Source organism: Sporichthyaceae bacterium (assembly GCA_036493475.1).
Lineage (GTDB): Bacteria > Actinomycetota > Actinomycetes > Sporichthyales > Sporichthyaceae > DASQPJ01.
This window is the reverse complement of sequence record DASXPS010000104.1, coordinates 1-19747: the sequence shown is the minus strand read 5'-3', so window position 1 is coordinate 19747 and position 19747 is coordinate 1. Positions and strand designations below refer to the sequence as shown.

The window sequence follows — 19747 nt, the reverse complement described above, 5'->3', positions numbered from 1 at the left end:
CGGTCAGCGGGGCAGCGGCAGGCGGGCGATCTTGGCGGCGTCCGTGGCCGGTACCCCGAGCGCACACAGGCTGATCTGGGCGTAGTGCCGGTCGGCGCCGGCGCCCAGTCGGTCGTCGACGATGCTGCGCATCAGGGCCAGCGCGCCGCCGACGATGAGTGTGACGGCGACGTCGAGGTCGGGGACGCTGAAGCGTTTCTCCTTGATGCCGCGCTCCACCGCAGAACGTGCGGCCGGGTACACGGCCACCGCGAAAATGTCCTCTGCGTGGTCCAGGTGCACCACCAGGCGGGCGAAGTCCGGGTCGGTGTACGCCAGGCCGACGAAGCGCCGGATGGCGGTGCTGACCAACTCACCGGCATCCTCCACCGGGTCCGAGGCCAGTGTCTCGGTGATGTCCCGCAGGCTGCCCGCGACCACTTCTTCGACAGCGGCCTCCTTGGACTCGAAGTGGTTGTAGAACGAGCCCAGCGCGACATCAGCGCGGTCGGTGATCTCTTGGATGCGCAGCCCGGCGACGCCCTTCTCGGCGATCAGTTCCCGGGTCGCGTCGGTGAGCTTCCCGCGGGTCCGCTCGCGGCGACGGTCGGTCCTGGTACGGCCCTCCGCCTCGCCATTCTGTGCGCCGCGGCTCAGCATGGGTTCGAGTCTCCCCTAAACAGAAGCGATCTGACGTCACGTCAGCAAAAAAGGTCAACAGAGCCGGTGGGACTGCGCCGGCGCCTGGACACAGAGTGGCACGGAACTTTTTTGAAATCAACTTTCAGTCTTGAAGAAGTTATACAGCAAGTGCTACTTTTTGGTCAGCGGGAGATTTCGGGCCCCGGATCGGTGTCGCGAACCCACCGACGGCGGCAGCCCGCACCCATATGGAGGCTTCATGCTGCTCGTGGAGAACGTGCACGCCGCTTACGGCGCCGTGCCCGTGCTGCGCGGGGTCAGCGTGGCCGTGCCGCCGTCCTCGGTGGTCGCCCTGCTCGGCGCGAACGGCGCGGGCAAGACCACGCTGCTGCGCGTTGCCTCCGGCCTGCTGCGCCCCACCGCCGGTCGGCTGCTGGTGGACGGGGACGACGTCACCGGCCGGGCCCCGGAACAACTCGTCGCGCGCGGCATCTGCCATGTGCCCGAGGGCCGCGGCGTGTTCCCCACGATGAGCGTGCGGGACAACATCCTGTTGCAGGCCCGCCCGCGCCAGGAGCGCGAAGCCCTCGAGCGCGCGACAAGCGCATTCCCCAAGCTGGGCAAGCGAATGAGCCAAATCGCCGGGACCATGTCCGGTGGCGAGCAGCAGATGCTCGCGCTGGCGCGTGCCTATGTGCAGCGGCCCAAGGTTGTGCTGTTGGACGAGGTCTCGATGGGCCTGGCGCCGAAGATTGTCGACGAGATCTTCGTGTTCCTGCGGGCCCTGGCCGCGGAGGGCACCAGCCTGCTGCTGGTCGAGCAGTACGTGACCCGCGCGCTGGAGGCCGCCGACTACGTGTACCTGCTCGACCGCGGCCGGATCGGCTTCGCGGGCGAGCCCGGCGAGGTCGACAGCGACGCCATCTTCGCCGGTTACCTCGGGACGGGAGCGCACTGATGCGACCTCGGACCGTTGCCGCCGCGCTGGCCGCGGGCGCCGCGGTGCTCGGCGCGGTGACCCTGGCGCCCGGCACGGCGCGGGCGGAGACCACCTACGACGCCTCCGCGGTCGCCTACGGCGCGCGGGTCACCTACACCAGCGGGAACACGCCGCTGGGCGTGGTGCCCGAGGCCTCCGGCCCGGCGGCCGAGGCCCGGCTCAGCTCGTTGCCTCGCTCGTCCGCGCTGGCCGCCTTCCCCTACCCCGGCGATGGGCTGGTCGGCCTGCCCGGCCTGATCAGCGCGGTGGTGCCGGGCTCGCCGCCGCTGCCGCAGTACCCCTTCTACGCGCATGCCGAACTGGGCGACGACCCGAACAGCGTGAGCGCGCCGGGCATCGAACTGGCCGCGCGGAGCTCCGATCGCGTCGCCGATGCCCGCGCCGAGTCGTTGAGCGCCTCCACCGGCTACGTGTCCACCGCGCACATCGAGCACACCGACGACGGCACGGTGGCCGCGCTGGCCGAGGCCCGCCAGTCTGCGCTGGACCTGGCCGGCCTGGTCACCCTGGACGGCATTCACAGCGTGGCGAAGGTGGCGGCCGACGCCGACGGCAAGCTCACCCGCAGCAGCGCGTTGGAGATCGACGCACTGCGGGTGCCCGGCGTGCACTTCACCCCGCCGTCGCAGACCCCGAACGCCGGTCCTGGCGGCGCAGTGGTCGGGCCCTCCTTCGCCCTGCGCAACGGGCAGTTCTATTTCGAGCCGCCCGCCGGGAACGGCGTGGAGATCCCGATCGCCACCAAGGACTTCTTCGCCGCGCTGGCCGCGGCCGGGGTGACCGGCAGCTACCAGGCCGCCACGGACACCGCGACCGGCGTGCTCGCCCCGGTGCTCTCGCTGACCGCGACGCTGCCCGCGCCACCGCCGAACCCGGCCGGCTTCGCGGGCTCCTCGGCGGTGCGCCTGGACATCGGCCAGGCCAACGCGCTGATCGACGCGCGGCTCATCTCCGGCCTGCCCGCCGCGCCGCCCACCGCGGCGGCCCCGGCCTCACCGGTGGCCGGTACCGGTCTGCCCGCCGCGCTGCCCGCAGCACCGGTCGTCGCGCCGGCGGCGGCGCCGTTGCCCGGGGGCGTGCCGACCGTCGCGTTGATTTCGCAGAGCCCGGCGCGTGAGTTCACGCCGCTGGCATCAACGCTCGCGCTGCACCGCAGCGGCGCCCGCGGGGCCTACCTGGCGCTGATCGGCGCCTGCCTGATCGGGGTCGTCACCGTCCGCATCGTTGTCGCGCGAGGGGTGCGCCCATGAGCGAGCCCGCGAGCTCATCAATGAGCACAGTGCGGTCGTGCCTCATCGGCGCACCGAGGAACGAGGTGTGTCGATGAGCAACTTGATCACGTACCTGAAGGCGCAGTGGGACCGCGCGATCGCGGTCGGCGCTCTGATCGCGGCGGCGGTTGTGCTGATCAACGGTTACGTCGGTATCAGCGGCACCCCGCACGTGGCCCAGCAGTTGCCGTACTTCATCTCCGCCGGCGCGCTGGGCGTGGTGTTGTGCGCGGTGGCCGGGATGATGTGGGTGTCCGCCGACCTGCGCGACGAGTGGCGTGAGCTGCGTTCGCTGCGCCAGGAACTGGCCGACGCCGAGGCCGCGGCCACCGGGCGGGTTTCTTCGTGACTTCCACCGGCCTGATGGCTCGTCAGGTGATGCCGGCCCGGGCGGCCCGGCGCACCGGGACGGCCGACGTCCGCGCCACGACGCCGTGGCGGCCGGGGGAGCACCGCTTCGTGGCGCTGGCGCTGACCGTGGCGGTGGTCATCCTCGGCATCGCCTGGTACGGCGCGGGTGGCACGGTGGACTGGACCGAGCAGGTGCGCTGGACCGCGCTGGCGGTCCTCGGCGTGACGGTGGCCTGCACAGGCATCGGTATTTGGTTGGGCCTGGGCCTGCGCAGGGTGCGCGCCGAGCACCGCGCGGTGCTGCTGGCGGTCAAGGCCCGCCGGGACCGACTGCGCGCGCCGGCGCGGGCCGCCGGGCCCGCCGCGGGCCGGGTCACCCGGGTCGGTATGCGTCACCACCACGCCCCGGATTGCCTGCTGGTGGCGGGCAAGGACATGCGCGCGCTGACCGCCGGGGACCTGGACCTCGTCGCGTGCGGGGTGTGCGCCGGTGAGCGCAGCGAGCTCTCAATCAACACCACCGCGAGGGACGAGCGGTGAGCGCGTACGTTCCGTTCCTGGTCATCGGCGTCGTCGTCGGGTCGGTGTATGGCATCGCGGCGATGGGCCTCGTGCTCACCTACAAGACCTCCGGTGTGCTCAACGTCGGGCACGGTGCGGTGGCAGCCGCGGCCGCGGTGGTGTTCCACCAGCTGCGTCAGGAACACGGTCTGGTCTGGCCGCTGGCCGCGGCGGTCGCCGTGCTCGGCTTCGGTGTGGTGGCCGGATTGATCATGGAGCAACTGGCCCGCTGCCTGGCCGGCGCACCGACCGGGGCAAAGCTGGTGGCCACCGTCGGATTGGTCGTCGCCATCCCGGCGCTCGCCGCACTGCTCTACGGCCCGTCCGCGCGTACCTTCGAACCGTTGCTCACCCCGCACACCGCGTTCACTGTTTCCGGCGTGCACGTCACCACGGAGAACGTGGTGGTGGTCGTGTTCGGATTGAGCTCCGCGGTCGCGCTGTACCTGTTCTTCTCCCGGTCCCGGCTCGGGCGCGGCATGCGCGGCGTGGTGGACGACCCTGCGCTGCTCTCCCTCACCGGGGTCGCGCCGGCCCGGGTGCGTCGGTTCTCCTGGCTGATCGGCTGCTCGTTCGCCGCGGTGTCCGGCATCCTGCTGGCCAGCGCGCAGCAGCAACTCGACGTCACCCTGCTGTCCCTGCTGGTGGTGCAGGCCTTCGGCGCCGCCGCCATCGGCGCGTTCACCAGCCTGCCGCTGGCCTACGCCGGTGGCCTCGCGGTCGGCGTGCTGCAGGCGCTGCTGTCCAAGTCCGCGGTGCACCACTCCTGGATGCACGGCCTGGATGTGAACACCCCGTTCTTGGTGCTGTTCGTGGTGCTGATCGTGCTGCCGCGGCACAAACTCGCCGAACTCGGTGGCAAGGTGCGCCCGAAGCCGCGCGGCCACCGGCCCAACCCCAAGACGCAGTTGATCGGCTGGGCCGTGCTGGCCGTCGCGGCGTTCGCCGCACCGTCCTATTGGGGCGTGCACGGCACTTCCTACACGGTGGCCGGCACCCAGGTGCTGCTGTTCCTCTCCCTGGTGCTGTTGGTCCGCGTCTCCGGGCAGATTTCCCTGTGCCAGGTGGGTTTCGCGGCCATCGGCGGCGCCGCGGTGGGCCGGTTGTTGGACCACGGGCTGCCCTGGGGCGTGGCCGTGCTGGTCGCCGCGCTGATCGCGGTACCGGTGGGCGCGGTGGTGGCCATCCCGGCGATCCGGCTGTCCGGGCTGTACCTGGGCCTGGCCACGCTGGGTTTCGGCATCCTGCTCGCCCAGTACATGTACGGCAAGAGCTTCTTCTTCGGCACCCGCGGGCACACCACCCGCCGCCCGGCCGCGCTGGACGGCGACACGCAGTACTACTACCTGGTGCTGGCCGTGTGTGTGCTGGCGCTGATCGGGGTGGGCGTGCTCGAGGGATCCCGGCTGGGTCGGTTGCTGCGCGGCCTGGCGGACTCCCCGGTCGCGTTGTCCACCCTGGGGGCCGGCGTCAACATCACCCGCACCCTGGTGTTCTGCGTCAGCGCCGCGTTGGCCGCGCTGTCCGGGGCGCTCGGTGCGTGCGTGTTCTCCTCGGTGTCCGCCGACTCCTACAACTACGTGAACTCGATGGTGATCCTGGCCGTGCTGTCGCTGGCCGGTCCCGGCACCTTGTCCGCCGCGGTGGTCGCTCCGGTGATCAGTGTGATCCCGCTCGTCTACTTCGACGGGGCACGCACCGCGCTGTGGTTCCAATTGGCCTTCGGCGTCGCCGCGGTGTTGTCCGCGGTCGACCTGCCGACCCGGGGCTCGGCCCTGCTCGCCCGCGGTGTGCGCTCCTCCGCGCACCGCCTGGGCCGCAGCGGTCCGGCCGGCGCCCGGTTGGCGGCGCCGTCGTTCACGACCCGGGAGGCGCTGTCATGAAGGAGCGTCAGATGTTCCACCGTCGCAGCCGGGCGCTGCGCGTCGGCGTGGTGCTCGTCGTGGCCGGCTTCCTGCTGCCCGCCTGCGGCGGCTCGCGGGTGGACTCCGCGCAGATCGTCGCCGCCGAGGGCGGCGACCTGAACGGTCGCGTCGCCGCCCTGGAGCACGCGGCCGCCGAAACTCCCACCACCACCACCACCACATCTTCGTCCGGCGTTTCGGGCTATCCCGGGGCTCCGATAGCCCAAAACGCCGGAACAAGAAGCGATGACTCGGCCCCCGCCGCGGTTGCTGCACCCGCCGCCGCGACGACCACGCCGGTCGTCGGGCCGAAGGCGCGGCAGGCAAAGGCGGGCGCCACCGCGGGGAAGCCGGCGCCCGCGGTCGCCGTCGGCTGCACCACCCAGGGCCCGCCGGTGGTCATCGGTCAGGTCGGCGCTTTCTCCGGCCTGGTCGGTGCGAACAACCAGGGCGCGCTCAATGTGCTGCCGGTGTGGGTGCGCGACGTGAACCTGCGCGGCGGTATCGGCTGCCACCCGGTCACCCTGTTCCAGAAGGACACCGCCTCCGACCCGGCGCGCAGTGAGGCCGCGGTCAAGGAGATGGTGCAGCAGCGCAACGCCGTTGCCCTGGTCGCCAACTACGCCCCGCTGGACGTGCAGGGCTTCCGCAAGGGCGTGGAGAGCATGCACATCGCCGCCATCGGCGGCGACCAGGTCACCCCGGACTGGCGCCTGTCCCCGGACTTGTTCCCGGTGGGCGGAAACGAGCGCGCGCAGTTCGCCGGCTCCGTGCAAGCGTTGGCGAAGCAGGGTGTGAAGAAGCTCGGCATCTTCTACTGCGTCGAGTCCACCGCGTGCACGGCGTTCCGCGACACCCTGGACAAAGATGGCTACGCCAAGAAGTTCGGCATGGACATCGCGTACGAGACGCAGATCTCGCTGACCCAGAACGACTTCACCTCCGCCTGTCAGGCCGCGAAGACCGCGGGCGTGCAGGCGCTGATCTTCGCCGGTGACGCCGGTGGCGTCTCCCGCACCGCCCGGTCCTGCGCCACCGTCGGGCTGGCCGTGCCCATCGCCATCACCGCCAGCCAGGCCGGCTTCGACCCATCGGACACCAACCTGCAGAACGCCACGCTGTCCATGGCCGCGCCGGTGTTCCCGTTCTCCCAGGGCGCGGACATTCTCGGCGAGAAGTTGTTCCGCACCGCGATGGCCCGCTACGCCCCCACCGTGCGCATCGAGGCGTCCAGCGCGCTGGCCTGGTCCTGCGCGACCATGCTTGAGCGCGTGGTGGACCTGCTCGGTCCCTCGGCGCGCACCGCGCCGCTGACCCGGGCGCTGATCTACAAGGGCCTCGGCCTGGTGAAGTCCGAAACCCTCGGTGGGCTGATCCCGCCGACCACGTACACCTTCGGCGAAGCGCATGCGCCGGAGAACTTCTGCTACGCCCCCATGGCCTTTGACAAGCGCGGCTTCTTCGCGCCCCAGGGCACCAAGTTCAACTGCATCTGATAGACGCGAGGGAGAATCATGCACCTGCTTCTGCAGCTCGCCGGGGACGTCCCGACGATCCCGCAGCCTCCGACCCAGGACCGGATGCCGAAGACGCCCGAGACGATCTTCAACATCTTCATCTTCCTGCCGTTGCTGGGGATGTTCGCCTACTCCCTGCAACGCATCCGCAAGCACAAGGACCCGGTCCTGCTGTACTGCCTGATCGGCGGTGCGTTCGCGGCCGGCATGGAGCCCGTCGTCGACGTGCTCGGCCAGGTGTACCTCAAGGAGAACAACGCGCTCGGTACCTTCACCGTGCTGGACCGCACGATGCCGCTCTACATCTGCTTCGTGTACCCGTGGTACGTCGGCGGCCTGGGCTACTTCGCCAGCCGGCTCTTCCAGAACGGCATCACCCGCAAAATGCTGTTCCAATTGTGGGCGTTGGACTGCATCGTCGACCTGGCGCTGGAGTCGCCGGGCATCCTCATGCACACCTACCTGTACTACGGCAAGCAGCCGTTGAACCCGTGGGGCTTCCCCATATGGTGGGGCTTCGTCAACCCGGTGATGCCGATGGTCGCCGGTGCGTTGATCTACTTCCTGCGCAAGCAGGTGAGTACCCCGCTGGCCCTGCTCGGCGTGATCCCGTTGATCCCGATGGCCGACGGCCTGGCCAACGGCGCCACCGCATGGCCGATGTGGCTCACGCTCAACCAGCATGACGTGTCGTGGTTCGCCACCTATGCCGCGTGCGGCGTCACCCTCGGGCTCTGTTTGTACGCGGTGTGGTTCATCTCGTTGGCCGTCGCCCAACCGGAAAGCGGCCACGAGGGCAACGTCTTCGATCAGATCAAGGCGCTGGTCATGCCCTCTGCCAAGGCTGACGCCGCCGCGGACATGCCGATCTCGACGCCGACGGCTCCCGCGCCGGCGCCAATCGTGGGGGCGCTGCGATGAGCAAGCTTGCGAGCTCATCAATGAGCACAGTGCCGACGTGCCTCATCGGCGCACCGAGGAACGAGGTGGGTCGATGAGCCTCGGTACGCACCCGGCGTCCTCCGACCTCGTGCTGCCCCTGCCGGGGCCCGGCGAGACGTGGGACCCGCACACCATTCACACGCACTATTTCGGGTTCTCCGTGCCCGAGGCGCGGATCGGCGCTTTCATCTACATCCGTTACCAACCCGCTTTCCCGCTGTGCCAGGGCGGGGTGGCGATCTTCCGGGGTACCGAGAATTACACCCCGACCGACATCGAGCACCTCGACTACCAGATCACCATGCCGTGGCCGACGGTGGAGGGAAACCGCATCACCACCGCGAACGGGCTGAGCATCGAGTTCATCGAACCCGGCCGCACCGCGCGACTGACCTACTCCGACGGTGACACCTCGTTCGACATCGTCCAGGCCGCGGTCACTCCGCTGCTCGCCCGCGGGCACATCATGCCCGGCGAAGAAGACCATCACGACGATCCCGGTCGCTCCCCCGGCGGGACCGAGCAGTTCATGCACGCGGTCGGCACGGTGACGTTGAACGGCGAGCAGTTCGACGTGGACTGCTACGCCCCGCGCGACCGCTCCTGGCGCCAGGTGCGCAAGGAGAACCGCGGGGGAGTGCCGGTGCCGCCGGTGGGCTGGTCCCCGATGTACTTCGGTGAGGACCTGATTTTCAATCAGATCTCCTTCGAGGCTGCGGACACCGAGCCGACCTGGGCGGGCATCTTCGACATGCCGGCCGACAAGCCGACGCATCACTTCGCCTGGCTGCAACAGGGCGACAAGACCCTGGACATCGTCCGGGTCAGGCGCAATGTGCTGGAGCAGCAGCCGATCACCTTCGCCACCCTGCGCCAGGAGATCGAGGCGGAGGACTCCACCGGGGCCATCCACCGGTTCACCGGCGAGGCCATCGCCACCGCGGTGATTCCGGCCTGGCCCAACGTGGCCTTCCACGACAGCGTGTTCCGTTGGACGGACGCGCACGGGCGGGTTACTCACGCCACTTACCAGGAGATCTGGTTCGACCGTTACCAGCGTGCCCTCAAGGCGCGCAACAAGAGCAGCTGAGGAGCCCGCTATGGCACTGGCCAACACCCGCGACCCGGAGAAGTCCGCGATCCAACTGCGCGACTGGTTGATCGGCAAGCTGCCCGGCGCACGCGACGTGCAGGTCACCGACGTGACGATCCCGCAGGCAAGCGGGATGTCCAACGAGACGCTGATGTTCAACGCCTCGTGGACCGACGAGTCCGGCCCGCACAGCGCGCAGTATGTGGCCCGGGTCGCGCCGACCGGCCCGGGCGTGTTCCCGCGCTACGACCTGGTCACCGAGCAGCGCGTGCTGCACGCGCTCTCGCAGCACACTGACGCCCCGGTGCCGGCCACCCCGTGGGTGGAGACCGACACCTCCGTGCTCGGCTCGCACTTCCTGGTGATGGAACGCCTCAGTGGGCGCATCGCCCCGGACGACCCGCCGTTCACCGCCACCGGGTGGGTGCTCGACGAGCTGACCCCCGAGCAACGGGCAACCATGTGCGACAACGCGCTGATCGCGTTGACCAAGGTGCACGCGGCGGACTACAAGGCGCTGGGCCTGGACTTCCTGGACCACCCCGAGTTGGGCGCCACCCCGTTGGAGCAGTCCATCGCGGACTGGCGCAACACCTACGCCTGGGCCGCCGAGGGCGAGGTGAACCCGACCATCGAGGCCGGCTTCGCCTGGATCGAGGCCAACAAGCCCGGTGCCGAGCCGACCGTGCTCAACTGGGGCGACGCCCGGCTGGGCAACTTGCTGATCAGCGACGAGCTCGGTGTCGCCGGGATCCTGGACTGGGAGATGGTCACCCTCGGTTCGCCGGAGCAAGACCTGGGTTGGTGGCTGCTGCTGCAGCGCCACCACACCGAGGGCATCGGCCTACCGCTGCCCGAGGGTTTCCCGGACCGGGACGCGATCATCGCTCGTTACACCGAGCTGACCGGACATCAGGTCAAGCATGCCGACTTCTATGAGGCGTTCGGTGCGCTGAAGCTGTCCATCCTCATGCACCGCGCGGGCAACATGATGATCTCCATCGGGCTGCTGCCGCCGGACGCGCCGATGAAGTTCAGCAACCCGGCCAGCCAGCTGCTCGCCAAGTTCATCGGCGCCGACGCGCCGACCGGCACCGCACAGTCGTTCATCGGGAACCGGTGAGTCGAGGAGTGGACATGCGTTTGCACCGACACAGTTCACATAGAAGCGGGCGGGCCGCCGTCGCGGCGGCCGTGGCGGTGGTCGGCTCGCTGATGCTGGCCGGCTGCGGCAGCGCCCTGAGCGACAACGAATTGGCCGTGGGCCAGGCCGCGTTCAGCCAACCGGTAGCGGCACAGCCGGGCGGCACCGCGATCGACGCCGGCCCCACGGCTGATGCACCGGCCGCCGGCGCGGCGGCGCCCGCCGCTGCGGCCAACGCACCCGCCGCGGTGACCGCGCCGGTCGCACCCGCGGCAGGCACGGCGAAGACCGCGAAGTCCGCGGCCCAGCCGGTCGCTGCTGCCGCCGCGCCGAAGGCCAAGGCGGACCTGCCGTTGCCCACCGGCCCGCGCGACCCGATCACGCTCTGCTCGTTCGGCAACGCCTCCGGCGTGCTGGGCGCGGTCTCCGGCCCGGCGCCGGTGGCGAACGCGGCGTGGGCGTCCTGGATCAACTCCAAGGGCGGCCTGGCCGGTCACCCGGTAAAGATGATCATCGCCGACGATGGCGGCGCCGCGGCCAACGCGCAGTCCATCGCGCAGAAGTGCGTGGAGCAGGAGCACGCGGTCGCCATCTTCAACGAGTACACCTTCGGTGAGCTCGACGGCGCGCTGCCGTACCTGAAGTCCAAGGGCGTGCCGGTGATCGGCAGCATCGGGGCGGCGATCTCGTCGGACCATTCGTCGATGGTCTTCAACCCATTGAACGGCGCGGACATCGGCCAGGCCTGGGGATTCATCAACACGATCCTGGCGCAGACCGACCACCGCAAGGCAGCGATCCTGTACTGCCAGGAGGCGGCCACCTGCGCGCAGCAGATGACCAGCTTCAGCCATTTCCTGCCCTACAAGGGCTTGAGCATGGTCTACAAGGCGCAGGTTTCGCTGGTGCAGCCGGACTACACCGCACAGTTGCTGCAGGCCCGCAACGCCGGTGCGGACGTGGTGGTGCTGCTGCTGGACAGCGCCAGCGTCGGCCGGGTGGCCCGCAACGCCAAACAACAGAACTACTCCCCGGTGTTCTCCGGCACCTACAACCTCGGTATCCAGGCCACGCTGGACCAGGGCCCGATCCTGAACGGGTTGATCCTGGCCAGCCGCACCCCGGCCTACTCCACCTCCCCGCTGCTCGCGGACTATCGCGAGGCGATGGCGCGTTACCAGCCGGGCAAGGTGATGGGCGACGTGGGCGCCGGCGCGTTCGTGTTCGGCAAGCTGCTGGAGAAGTACGCACCGCTCGCGTTGAACAAGCAGACGGTCACCGCGGCGGACATGATCGCGCTGCTGCGGTCGGTGCACGGCGAGAAGCTCGGCGGGCTGTTGCCCGGCGTTACCTTCCCGCTGGGCGATGACCGCACCATGACCAACCGCTGCATCTCACCGATTCAGGTGCAGGGTGGCAAGTTCGTCCAGCATGGCGGCTTTGTGTGCGCCCCCGACTGGAAGCCGGGTACGTGATGCGCGCGTTCGTGCGAGGAACTGTGTGGGCCGGCCTGCTCGGGCTCGGTGGGTTGGGCGTGCTCGGCGTGACCCCGGCGAAGGCAGCGGACATTCCGCCGCCCGGCGGCGGGGTCGCGGTGGGCACCGCGAACGCCAGCGGGATCCGTACCAGCTATGACTTCCCCGGCTTCCTGGTGGTGGATCAGTTCTACGACGTCGGTGGGCCGGTGGCCCAGGCCGACGTGAACTCCTCCGGCGCGGGCACCGCGTTCGCGTCGTTCCCGTACCCGGGCGACACCATCGTCAATGCCCCCGCGTTGGCCAACGTGGGTACGGGGCAGGCTTTCCCGTTCACCTACCCGCTCTACGTGGTGACCGACGGCAACCTGACGCCGAAGGCCTCCGCGCAGGACGCCAGCGGCACCATCACGCTCGACGCGGAATCCGGGCCACGCTCGGCGGTGTCGGCGGCGAAGGCCGCCGGTCCGACGGCCGGCGTCATCGTCACCTCGGGTTCATTGCAGAACTCCTCGGTGACCATCGGCGCGGACGGCACCATGACCTCGACGGCGGACAGCATCACCCGCGGCATCGACGTCGGCGTGCTGCGCATCGCCGAGGTGCACGTGCACACCGTCTCGTTGTTGCACCCCGGCGACAGCAAGCCCACCACCACCTCGCTCACCGACGTGATCGGGGTGAGCGTGCTGGGGCAGACCGTGGGGCTCGATAAGGAGGGCATCACGGCGCCGGGCAACAGCGGTGGGACGTCGGACAAGGACGGGTTGGCCGCACTGAACAAGGCACTGGCCTCGTCCGGGGTAAGCGTGTCGCTGGCCGGCAACGACGGCGGCAGCGGCTCGGCCGGGGTGCAGATCCTGCAGCGCGGCAAGTTGCCGTTCAACGGTTCCCCGGTGGGGGTGGCCCGCACGCTGATCGGCAACGCGTCCAGCAGCATCGTCGGCTCCTCGTCGTCGCTGACCCCGGAGGTCGGCACGACCGGCTCGGGTACCGCCGCGGGTACCGCGGGTTCCGCGACGGGCACCGGCTCGGACACCACACCGGCTGTGGCGCCCCCGGCGTCCCTGCCGGCGCTGCCGTCCGACGCGGTGTCCCCGATCGTGCCGGTAGCGGGCACCCCGACGCTGCCGGCCGGCACCTCGTCACAGCCGCCGACGGTGAATCTCCAACCCATGGCCTCCGGCACCGAACGCACCGCGCTGGAGACCCTCGACGTGCACCCCCAACTTGAGTTCTTCTACTTGGCCTTCGCGATCGGTACGGGTGTGCTCGTGCTGACCTCGGTGGCCCGACGCGTGAAGGGAGGGCGTTCGTCGTGAACGTCCTGACAGTGCTCAAGTCCCAATGGGACCGGGCGGCCGCCCTGGCCTGCCTGGCGGCCGGGGTGATCGCGCTCATCGTGGGTTACCACGGTGTGGCGCACACGAAGTACGTCCCGGATGCCCTGGCGTACCTGATTTCCGGTGGCCTCGGTGGAGTGTTCCTGCTCGGCGTGGGCGCGTTGCTGTACAGCTCCGCGGACATGCACGACGAGTGGCGCAAGCTCGACCGCATCGAGGCGGCGATCCTGCGGCTGTCGCCGGAGCAGTTGGGGTCGCCGTCCGACGCCGACGGTGTCGAGTCGGTGCGGACGACCGCGCGCAGCGCGGCCACCAGCAACGGGCACCGGACGACGCCGGTGAAGGTGGGTCTGGCGCAGCGGGTCACCGGCGGTGACGCCGCCGTGCTCGCCATGAAGATGCCCGGCGCGGCGCTGGCCGTCGCGCTGCTGTGCGGGTTCCTGGCCTGGTACCACGCCGCGCACGCGTCCGCCCAACGTGCGGCGTACACCTCGACGGCATGGGCGACGCTCGTGGTGGTGCTGGCCGTGGGTGCGGTTGCGATGCAGGCGGGTATCGGCAAGCGACGGCTGCAGTTCCGCCGCCGCGCGTTGCTGCGCCGCTTCGAGACCAGAGAGCCGGTCGCGGTGGCCGCGGTGCGTCGGACCGACGGCCGCCTGCTGGTCATCAACGGCGGTCGGTTCGCGCACGCGGCGCACTGCGCCATGCTGCACGGTGAGGCCGTTTCCGAGGTCGACCCGGTCGCGTTGCCGGCCGGTGTCGAGCGCTGCGCGATCTGCGCCGAGCAGTAGTCGGTCTGATGAGCGATTACCTGCCATTCCTGGTGCTGGGGATCACCTCCGGCTCCATCTACGCGTTGGCAGCGCTGGGCTTGGTGGTTACCTACACCACGTCCGGCGTGTTCAACTTCGCGCACGGCACGGTCGCGATGGTTTCGGCCTACGTGTACTACACGCTGACCGTCACCCACCACGTGAAGCCCGTGCTCGCCCTGCTGCTGATCGTGTTCGGGCTCGGCCCACTGATCGGCATCGTGGTGGACAAGGCGTTGTTCCGCCGTTTGGTCGGCGCCGGTTCCGCCGCGTACGTGGTGGTGTCCATCGGCCTGCTGATCGCACTGCAGGGCGCGGTCATCATCAAGTACGGGCCGACCGTGCGCCCGGTGCCGAACATCTTCCCCTCCGGAGTGGTCGACCTCGGCCAGGTCAACGTCGGCTACGACCAGATCGCGATCACCTCGATCGCCGCCGGGCTGGGCCTGGGCCTGGTCCTCTTCTTCACCCGCACCCAGACCGGACTGGACATGCGCGCGGTGGTCGACGATCCGCAGCTGTCCGAACTGACCGGGGCGAACGCCTCGCGCACCACGGCGATGGCCTGGATGCTCGGGTCCTCGTTCGCAGCGCTGGCCGGCGTGCTGCTCGCGCCGACCCTCGGGGTGGACGCCACCCTGCTCACCCTGCTGGTGGTGCAGGCGTTCGGCGCGGCCGCGTTGGGCAAGCTGCGTAGCCTGCCGATCGCCTACGTGGGTGCGATCGGGCTCGGTATCGCCGGGCAGCTGTCCACCAAGTGGACCGGCCGCTGGGCGACCTCGCACACCTGGCTCGGTGGTCTTCCGCCGAGTCTGCCGTTCATCGTGCTGTTCGGGGTGTTGCTGGTCAGCAAGCGCGGCAGCTTCGTGGAACTGACTCGTAACGTGAGCGCGCGTACCTCGGCGGCCGGGCTGGCGCCGGGCGCGCGGCGGTTCCCCACCGCGCTGCTGATCGGCATTGGGGCGGTGGCTCTGGCGATCCCGTCGATCGCCACGGACAGTCGGGTCACCACCGCGACGACCGCGCTGGCCATGCTGGTGGTGTTCGCCAGCCTCAGCCTGCTGCTCGGTCTGTCCCGGCAGATTTCCCTGTGCCACGCGGTTTTCGTGGCGCTGGGCGCCACCACCCTCGGGCACCTCCAGCACCAGGGCGTGCCGTTCGTGCCCGCGCTGTTGTTGTCCGGGTTGATCGTGGTGCCGGTGGCCGGCCTGCTGGCCATCCCGGCGATCCGGTTGTCCGGGCTGTTCCTGGCGCTGGCCACCTTCGGCTTCGGTGTGCTGTTCCAGAACCTGCTGTTCCGCACCTCGTGGGTGTTCGGCCCCCCGGGCCAGCTCGGGGTGAACCGGCCGTCGGTGTTCGGGCACGACCTGACCGGCACCAACGGGTTCTACTGGTTCGTGCTGGTGATCTCCATCGTGTCGGTGGTGGTCATCGAGACCGTGCGGGCCACCCGGCTGGGTCGGCTGCTGCGGGCCACCGCGGACAGCAACGTCGCGGTGGAGACGCTCGGCATCAACACCACCGCCGCGCGGACCGTGGTGTTCTGCACCAGCGGGTTCTTCGCGGCGATCGCCGGCGGACTGCTCGGTGCGCAGGTGAGCAGCGTTTCCACCACCAGCTTCAACTTCCTGTCCTCGATGCTGTGGGTGACCGTGCTGGTCGCGGCCGGTGCGGCGACGCTGGGCGGGGCCACGTTGGCCACGCTGCTGCTGGTGGCGATCCCGGCGTTCTTCACCTCCGCCTCGGTCATCAACTACCAGACCGCCGCGTTCGGCGTGGCCGCCATCGTGTTCGCGCAGGCGCCCAATGGCGTGATCGGGATGCTCACCGAGCTACCCCGCAAGGCTTTCGTGGCACGGTGGGCCGAGGACGGGGTACCGCGCGTTGCGGCCCGTCGGGCCCGCATGGCCGAGCGGTTGGTGGCCACGAGATGAGCGAGCTTGCGAGCTCATCAATGAGCACAGTGCGATCGTGCCTCATCGGCGTCCCGAGGAACGAGGGACGTCGATGAGCCTGGAACTGCGCCATGTGCGCGCCGGATACGGGCGCACCGAGGTGCTGCACGACGTCAGCATCATGGTGCCGGACGGCGCCACGGTGGCGCTGCTCGGCTCCAACGGCGCCGGCAAGACCACCACGCTGAAGACCATCGCCGGCCTGGTCCACCCGAGTGCGGGTGACCTGCTCTGGAACGGCCGGCCGCTCGCGCACAGCGCCCCGCACAGCCGGGTCGAGGCGGGCATCTGCCTGATCCCGGAGGGCCGCGGCATCTTCCGCAACCTGACGGTGGCGGAGAACCTGGCCATGCACGTGCGAGGTCGACGCAAGGCCGAGGCGGTGCGTACCGCGACGAAGTACTTCCCGGTGTTGGGCGAGCGGTTGTCCCAGACCGCCGGGACCATGTCCGGTGGCCAGCAGCAGATGCTGGCCGTGGCCCGGGCGTTGGTGACGCAGCCTGCGCTGCTGATGATCGACGAGCTGTCGGTCGGGTTGGCGCCGGTGGTCATCGACGAGTTGTTCAACGCGGTGGCCATGTTGAAGGCGGAGGGCCGCTCGCTGCTCATCGTCGAGCAGTACGTGCACCGGGCGTTGGCCATCGCGGACTACGTCTACATCCTGCACAAGGGCCGGGTGGTGTTTGTCGGCGAGCCCGCGCAGTGCGAGGGCGGCGCGGTGTTCTCCCGGTATCTGGGGGAGGGAGTGGCATGAGCCAGGCGGAAGGCCTGCGGGCCGAGGACGTCGTTGTCCGCTTCGGTGGACTGACCGCGTTGGACGGGGTGAGCGTGCACGCCCCGCCCGGCCGGATTACCGGCCTCATCGGTCCGAACGGCGCGGGCAAGACCACGTTGTTCAACGTGTGCAGCGGGCTGCAGGCGGCGGCAGCGGGCAAGGTTTCCCTCGACGGCGAGGACCTCGCGCGGCACGGGCCGTCACGTCGTGCGCGGATGGGCCTGGGCCGCACGTTCCAGCGCCTGGAGCTGTTCACCACGATGACCGTGCGGGAGAACGTGGAGTTCGGCGTTGAGGCCCGCTGGTTGAGCTGGGACCCGGTTTCCCAACTGGGGTTGCGATCCGCGGGTCGGGCGCGGCGACGGGAGATCCGCCGGGCGGCTGACGAGATCCTGCACGACACCGGGTTGGCGCCGATGGCCGATCGGGTGGTGGGGTCGCTGTCCACCGGTCAGGGCCGGCTGGTGGAGCTCGCCCGGGCGATGGCCCGGCGGCCGCGGATCCTGCTGCTCGACGAGCCGTCGTCGGGTCTGGACCCGGCGGAGTCCAAGGCGTTCGGTGAGCTGCTGCGGGACCTGGTGGCGCTGCGCGGCATCGGGATCCTCATGGTCGAGCACGACATGAGTTTGGTGCTGGACATCTGTGACTGGATTTTCGTGCTGGACTTCGGCAAGCCGCTGATGGCCGGCACCGCGCAGGACGTGCGCACCAGCGCCGAGGTGCAGGCCGCGTACCTGGGCAAGGACGCCGCATGAGCGAGAGGACGACGATGAAGGTTTTGCTGGCTGTGGTGGTGGCGGGTGGTTCGCTGCTGGGGTTCGCGCCCGCGGCACACGCCGATGATGCACCGCCGCCCCGGGTAACCGGGCTGTCGAACTTCTTCGACTACTGCGCGACCGGGTCCACGCTGGTGCTGCCGGAGATCTATGGCATCGGCACCGGGTTGTTGAACCTGGGCGTGTCGCAGTTCCCGCCGCAGGCCAACCCGGTGACCTCCCAGGTGTTGTTGGCGGAGGGCGCGGGCCCGCAGACGTTCCAGGCGATGGCGCCGGGGTCGGCGAAGTTCATCGACGCCGGCCGTCAGGGCACGGCGCCGTTGGCCCAGTTCAACCCGCAGGCCAATGCCTTCCTGCAGGCCATGGCGGACGGGACGCGGAAGGGAGCCGACCAGTTGCAACCCGTGGTGCAGCCCGGCGATGTGACCATGCGTCAGGCTGCTGACTTTCTCGGGGGCCTGCAGCAGAAGTAGCGCTCACCTCCATCACCTGCGGGGCTCGTCGGGTAGCGGCTGGTGAGCGGTCTCCGGTAGCCGGACCAGGAAGGGCAGGACGAGTAGTCCGGTGCCGAGCAGGAAAACTGCGGGCGCGAGGCGCCACCCCGTGACCGAGACCAGGACCGAGGCGATCAGCGGGCTGAGGCCGCCGAACAGCGCCGTGGCCGCGTTGTAGCCGAGGGCAAGTCCGCTGAACCGCCCGACGGCGGCGAGCTGTTCCGGGATGGCGGAAGCGAAGACGGCGCTGGCCGCCGCCGCCGGCACCGCGAGCGCCACCATGGCGGCGAGCGTGGGTCCGGAGGTCCCCGCGTTCAGCACGGCGAAGAGGGGCAGGGCGGGGAGGGCGATGGCCAGCGCGGTGCCGATCATCACCGGTTTGCGGCCGGTGACGTCGGAGAGCCATCCGATGACCGGGGTGACCGCGAAGACGATCGCGCCGGCGATGGTGGACAGGGCCAAAGAGCTGACCGGGGACCTCCCGACGACATCGGAAAGGAAGGTGGGTACGTAGCCGATCGCGACGTAATAGGAGACCGAGCCCAGCGCGCTCATGATGAACGCGGCCAGCACCCCGCGAGGTTGTTCGCGCAGCACGTCGCGCAGCGGAGCGCGCGAGATGCGCCCTTGCGCCCGGAGCCGGTCGAAGGTTGGCGTCTCGTGCAGCGAGCGGCGGGCGAGCAGCATGCCGGTCGCCAGCAGCGCCCCGACGCCGTAGAGCACCCGCCAACCCCACGCGTCGAGCGCATCGTCGGACAGCTGGGCGGTGAACAGGGTGGCCAGGCCCACCGCCAGCAGCGCCCCGATCTGGCTCGTGGCCGGCGCCCAGCTGGCCACATACCCCCGTCGCCGTGGCCCGGTGACCTCCAGCAGGTAGACGAGGATGCCGGTGTACTCACCGCCGACCGAGAACCCCATGAGTGCACGCAGGAGCAACAGCAGCACACCCGCGTACGGTCCGATCCGGTCATACGACGGCAACAGCGCGGTGATCGCCATGGCCACCGCCATCACCCCGGCGGAGATGACCAGGCTGATGCGCCGGCCCATCCGATCGCCGAAGTGGCCGAAGAACATGGCCCCCACCGGACGCATCAGGTAGGCGATGGCGAACACCAGGTAGGCGCGGATCGTCGAGTGTTCGCTGTGGAAGAAGACTCGGCCCATGACCGGCGTGAGGTAGAGGTAGAGGCTGAAGTCGTACCACTCCACCACCGTCCCGAACGCCGCGATCCAAATCGAGCGCCGCATGACGGGGTCCACCGAAGATGCCTGCGCCGCCATGCGCTCCAAACCGTCCGCCAAGGGGTTCTCCTGCGGGAAGGCTAGTCACCCTCCTTTCCGGCCCCCACCATCTCCGTAACGTCCGGCCGAGCGCGCGCTATAACCGCGGGTTGGCCGGACGCAACGGTGTTTGGTGCCCGGGGTGGGGGGCGGGCCGCAGGCGACGCGAGCTACGTCGCTGCTTCCCTCCTGTCCGTGCCTGGTTGAACTTGGTGGTGGGTCGGTCGCTTTACGCTCCTCCGCTCGCATCGCCTGCCGCCCGCGTGAGTCGGGCCTCCCGCCGTTGTTCGGGCGGGCCTGCGGCCGTGCGTGCTTCGTCGCTGCTTCCCTTCCCGCCGTGCGTGGCTGAGCGCCGTCGTGGGTCGGTCGCTTTAGGCGACGTCAGCCCGGCCGGCCTCCGGCCCTCGGGTTCGGGGGCTACTGCGGGCC

At 69.9% G+C, this 19747-nt stretch carries 18 protein-coding genes; 16 read left to right on the top strand and 2 right to left on the bottom strand.

Annotated features, from left to right (window positions below):
- Nucleotides 1-3: 3 nt before the first annotated feature.
- Entirely contained in the window at nt 4-639 is a 636-nt protein-coding gene (locus VGJ14_11040) for a TetR/AcrR family transcriptional regulator (protein ID HEY2832949.1), read from the bottom strand.
- A 241-nt stretch (nt 640-880) separates the two neighbouring features.
- Here VGJ14_11040 and VGJ14_11035 point away from each other — a divergent pair, with 241 nt between their 5' ends.
- From VGJ14_11035 to VGJ14_10960, 16 genes are all read left to right on the top strand, one after another.
- Nucleotides 881-1579 (top strand): ABC transporter ATP-binding protein, encoded by a 699-nt coding sequence (locus tag VGJ14_11035; GenBank protein HEY2832948.1) that lies wholly within the window; start codon nt 881-883, stop codon nt 1577-1579.
- Nucleotides 1579-2871, top strand: coding sequence for a choice-of-anchor P family protein (locus VGJ14_11030; protein ID HEY2832947.1), 1293 nt, complete (start codon nt 1579-1581; stop codon nt 2869-2871). Before VGJ14_11035 ends, VGJ14_11030 begins: the two co-directional genes overlap by 1 nt.
- Nucleotides 2872-2944: 73 nt before the next feature.
- Entirely contained in the window at nt 2945-3241 is a 297-nt protein-coding gene (locus tag VGJ14_11025; protein ID HEY2832946.1) for a hypothetical protein, read from the top strand.
- Nucleotides 3238-3783, top strand: a complete 546-nt coding sequence (locus VGJ14_11020; GenBank protein ID HEY2832945.1) for a hypothetical protein — start codon at nt 3238-3240, stop codon at nt 3781-3783. The genes VGJ14_11025 and VGJ14_11020 overlap by 4 nt, the downstream gene beginning before the upstream one ends.
- The gene (locus tag VGJ14_11015) at nt 3780-5687 is read left to right on the top strand and encodes an ABC transporter permease (protein ID HEY2832944.1); all 1908 of its coding nucleotides are present in this window, start codon (nt 3780-3782) and stop codon (nt 5685-5687) included. The genes VGJ14_11020 and VGJ14_11015 overlap by 4 nt, the downstream gene beginning before the upstream one ends.
- Entirely contained in the window at nt 5684-7204 is a 1521-nt protein-coding gene (locus VGJ14_11010; protein ID HEY2832943.1) for an ABC transporter substrate-binding protein, read from the top strand. The genes VGJ14_11015 and VGJ14_11010 overlap by 4 nt, the downstream gene beginning before the upstream one ends.
- 18 nt (nt 7205-7222) lie before the next feature.
- On the top strand, nt 7223-8146 hold the full coding sequence (locus tag VGJ14_11005) for a hypothetical protein (protein ID HEY2832942.1): 924 nt from the start codon (nt 7223-7225) through the stop codon (nt 8144-8146).
- 73 nt (nt 8147-8219) lie between these two features.
- Nucleotides 8220-9257 (top strand): tyrosine protein kinase, encoded by a 1038-nt coding sequence (locus VGJ14_11000; GenBank protein ID HEY2832941.1) that lies wholly within the window; start codon nt 8220-8222, stop codon nt 9255-9257.
- Between the two features lie 10 nt (nt 9258-9267).
- Complete coding sequence (locus tag VGJ14_10995) at nt 9268-10383, top strand: phosphotransferase family protein (GenBank protein HEY2832940.1); 1116 nt, start codon at nt 9268-9270, stop codon at nt 10381-10383.
- 14 nt (nt 10384-10397) lie between these two features.
- Nucleotides 10398-11879, top strand: coding sequence for an ABC transporter substrate-binding protein (locus VGJ14_10990; protein HEY2832939.1), 1482 nt, complete (start codon nt 10398-10400; stop codon nt 11877-11879).
- An 11-nt stretch (nt 11880-11890) separates the two neighbouring features.
- Complete coding sequence (locus tag VGJ14_10985; protein HEY2832938.1) at nt 11891-13201, top strand: hypothetical protein; 1311 nt, start codon at nt 11891-11893, stop codon at nt 13199-13201.
- Nucleotides 13198-14013, top strand: a complete 816-nt coding sequence (locus VGJ14_10980) for a hypothetical protein (GenBank protein ID HEY2832937.1) — start codon at nt 13198-13200, stop codon at nt 14011-14013. Before VGJ14_10985 ends, VGJ14_10980 begins: the two co-directional genes overlap by 4 nt.
- Before the next feature lie 8 nt (nt 14014-14021).
- A complete protein-coding gene (locus VGJ14_10975) occupies nt 14022-15968 on the top strand; it encodes an ABC transporter permease (protein ID HEY2832936.1) in 1947 nt (648 codons plus the stop codon).
- A 73-nt stretch (nt 15969-16041) separates the two neighbouring features.
- Nucleotides 16042-16743, top strand: coding sequence for an ABC transporter ATP-binding protein (locus VGJ14_10970; GenBank protein ID HEY2832935.1), 702 nt, complete (start codon nt 16042-16044; stop codon nt 16741-16743).
- Nucleotides 16740-17519 carry an ABC transporter ATP-binding protein gene (locus tag VGJ14_10965; GenBank protein ID HEY2832934.1) on the top strand — a complete coding sequence of 260 codons (780 nt, stop codon included), beginning with the start codon at nt 16740-16742 and terminating at the stop codon, nt 17517-17519. Before VGJ14_10970 ends, VGJ14_10965 begins: the two co-directional genes overlap by 4 nt.
- A complete protein-coding gene (locus tag VGJ14_10960) occupies nt 17516-18013 on the top strand; it encodes a hypothetical protein (protein HEY2832933.1) in 498 nt (165 codons plus the stop codon). Before VGJ14_10965 ends, VGJ14_10960 begins: the two co-directional genes overlap by 4 nt.
- A 12-nt stretch (nt 18014-18025) precedes the next feature.
- Here the strand turns inward: VGJ14_10960 and VGJ14_10955 are convergent, their stop codons facing one another.
- Nucleotides 18026-19285, bottom strand: coding sequence for an MFS transporter (locus tag VGJ14_10955; GenBank protein HEY2832932.1), 1260 nt, complete (start codon nt 19283-19285; stop codon nt 18026-18028).
- Nucleotides 19286-19747: the final 462 nt, after the last annotated feature.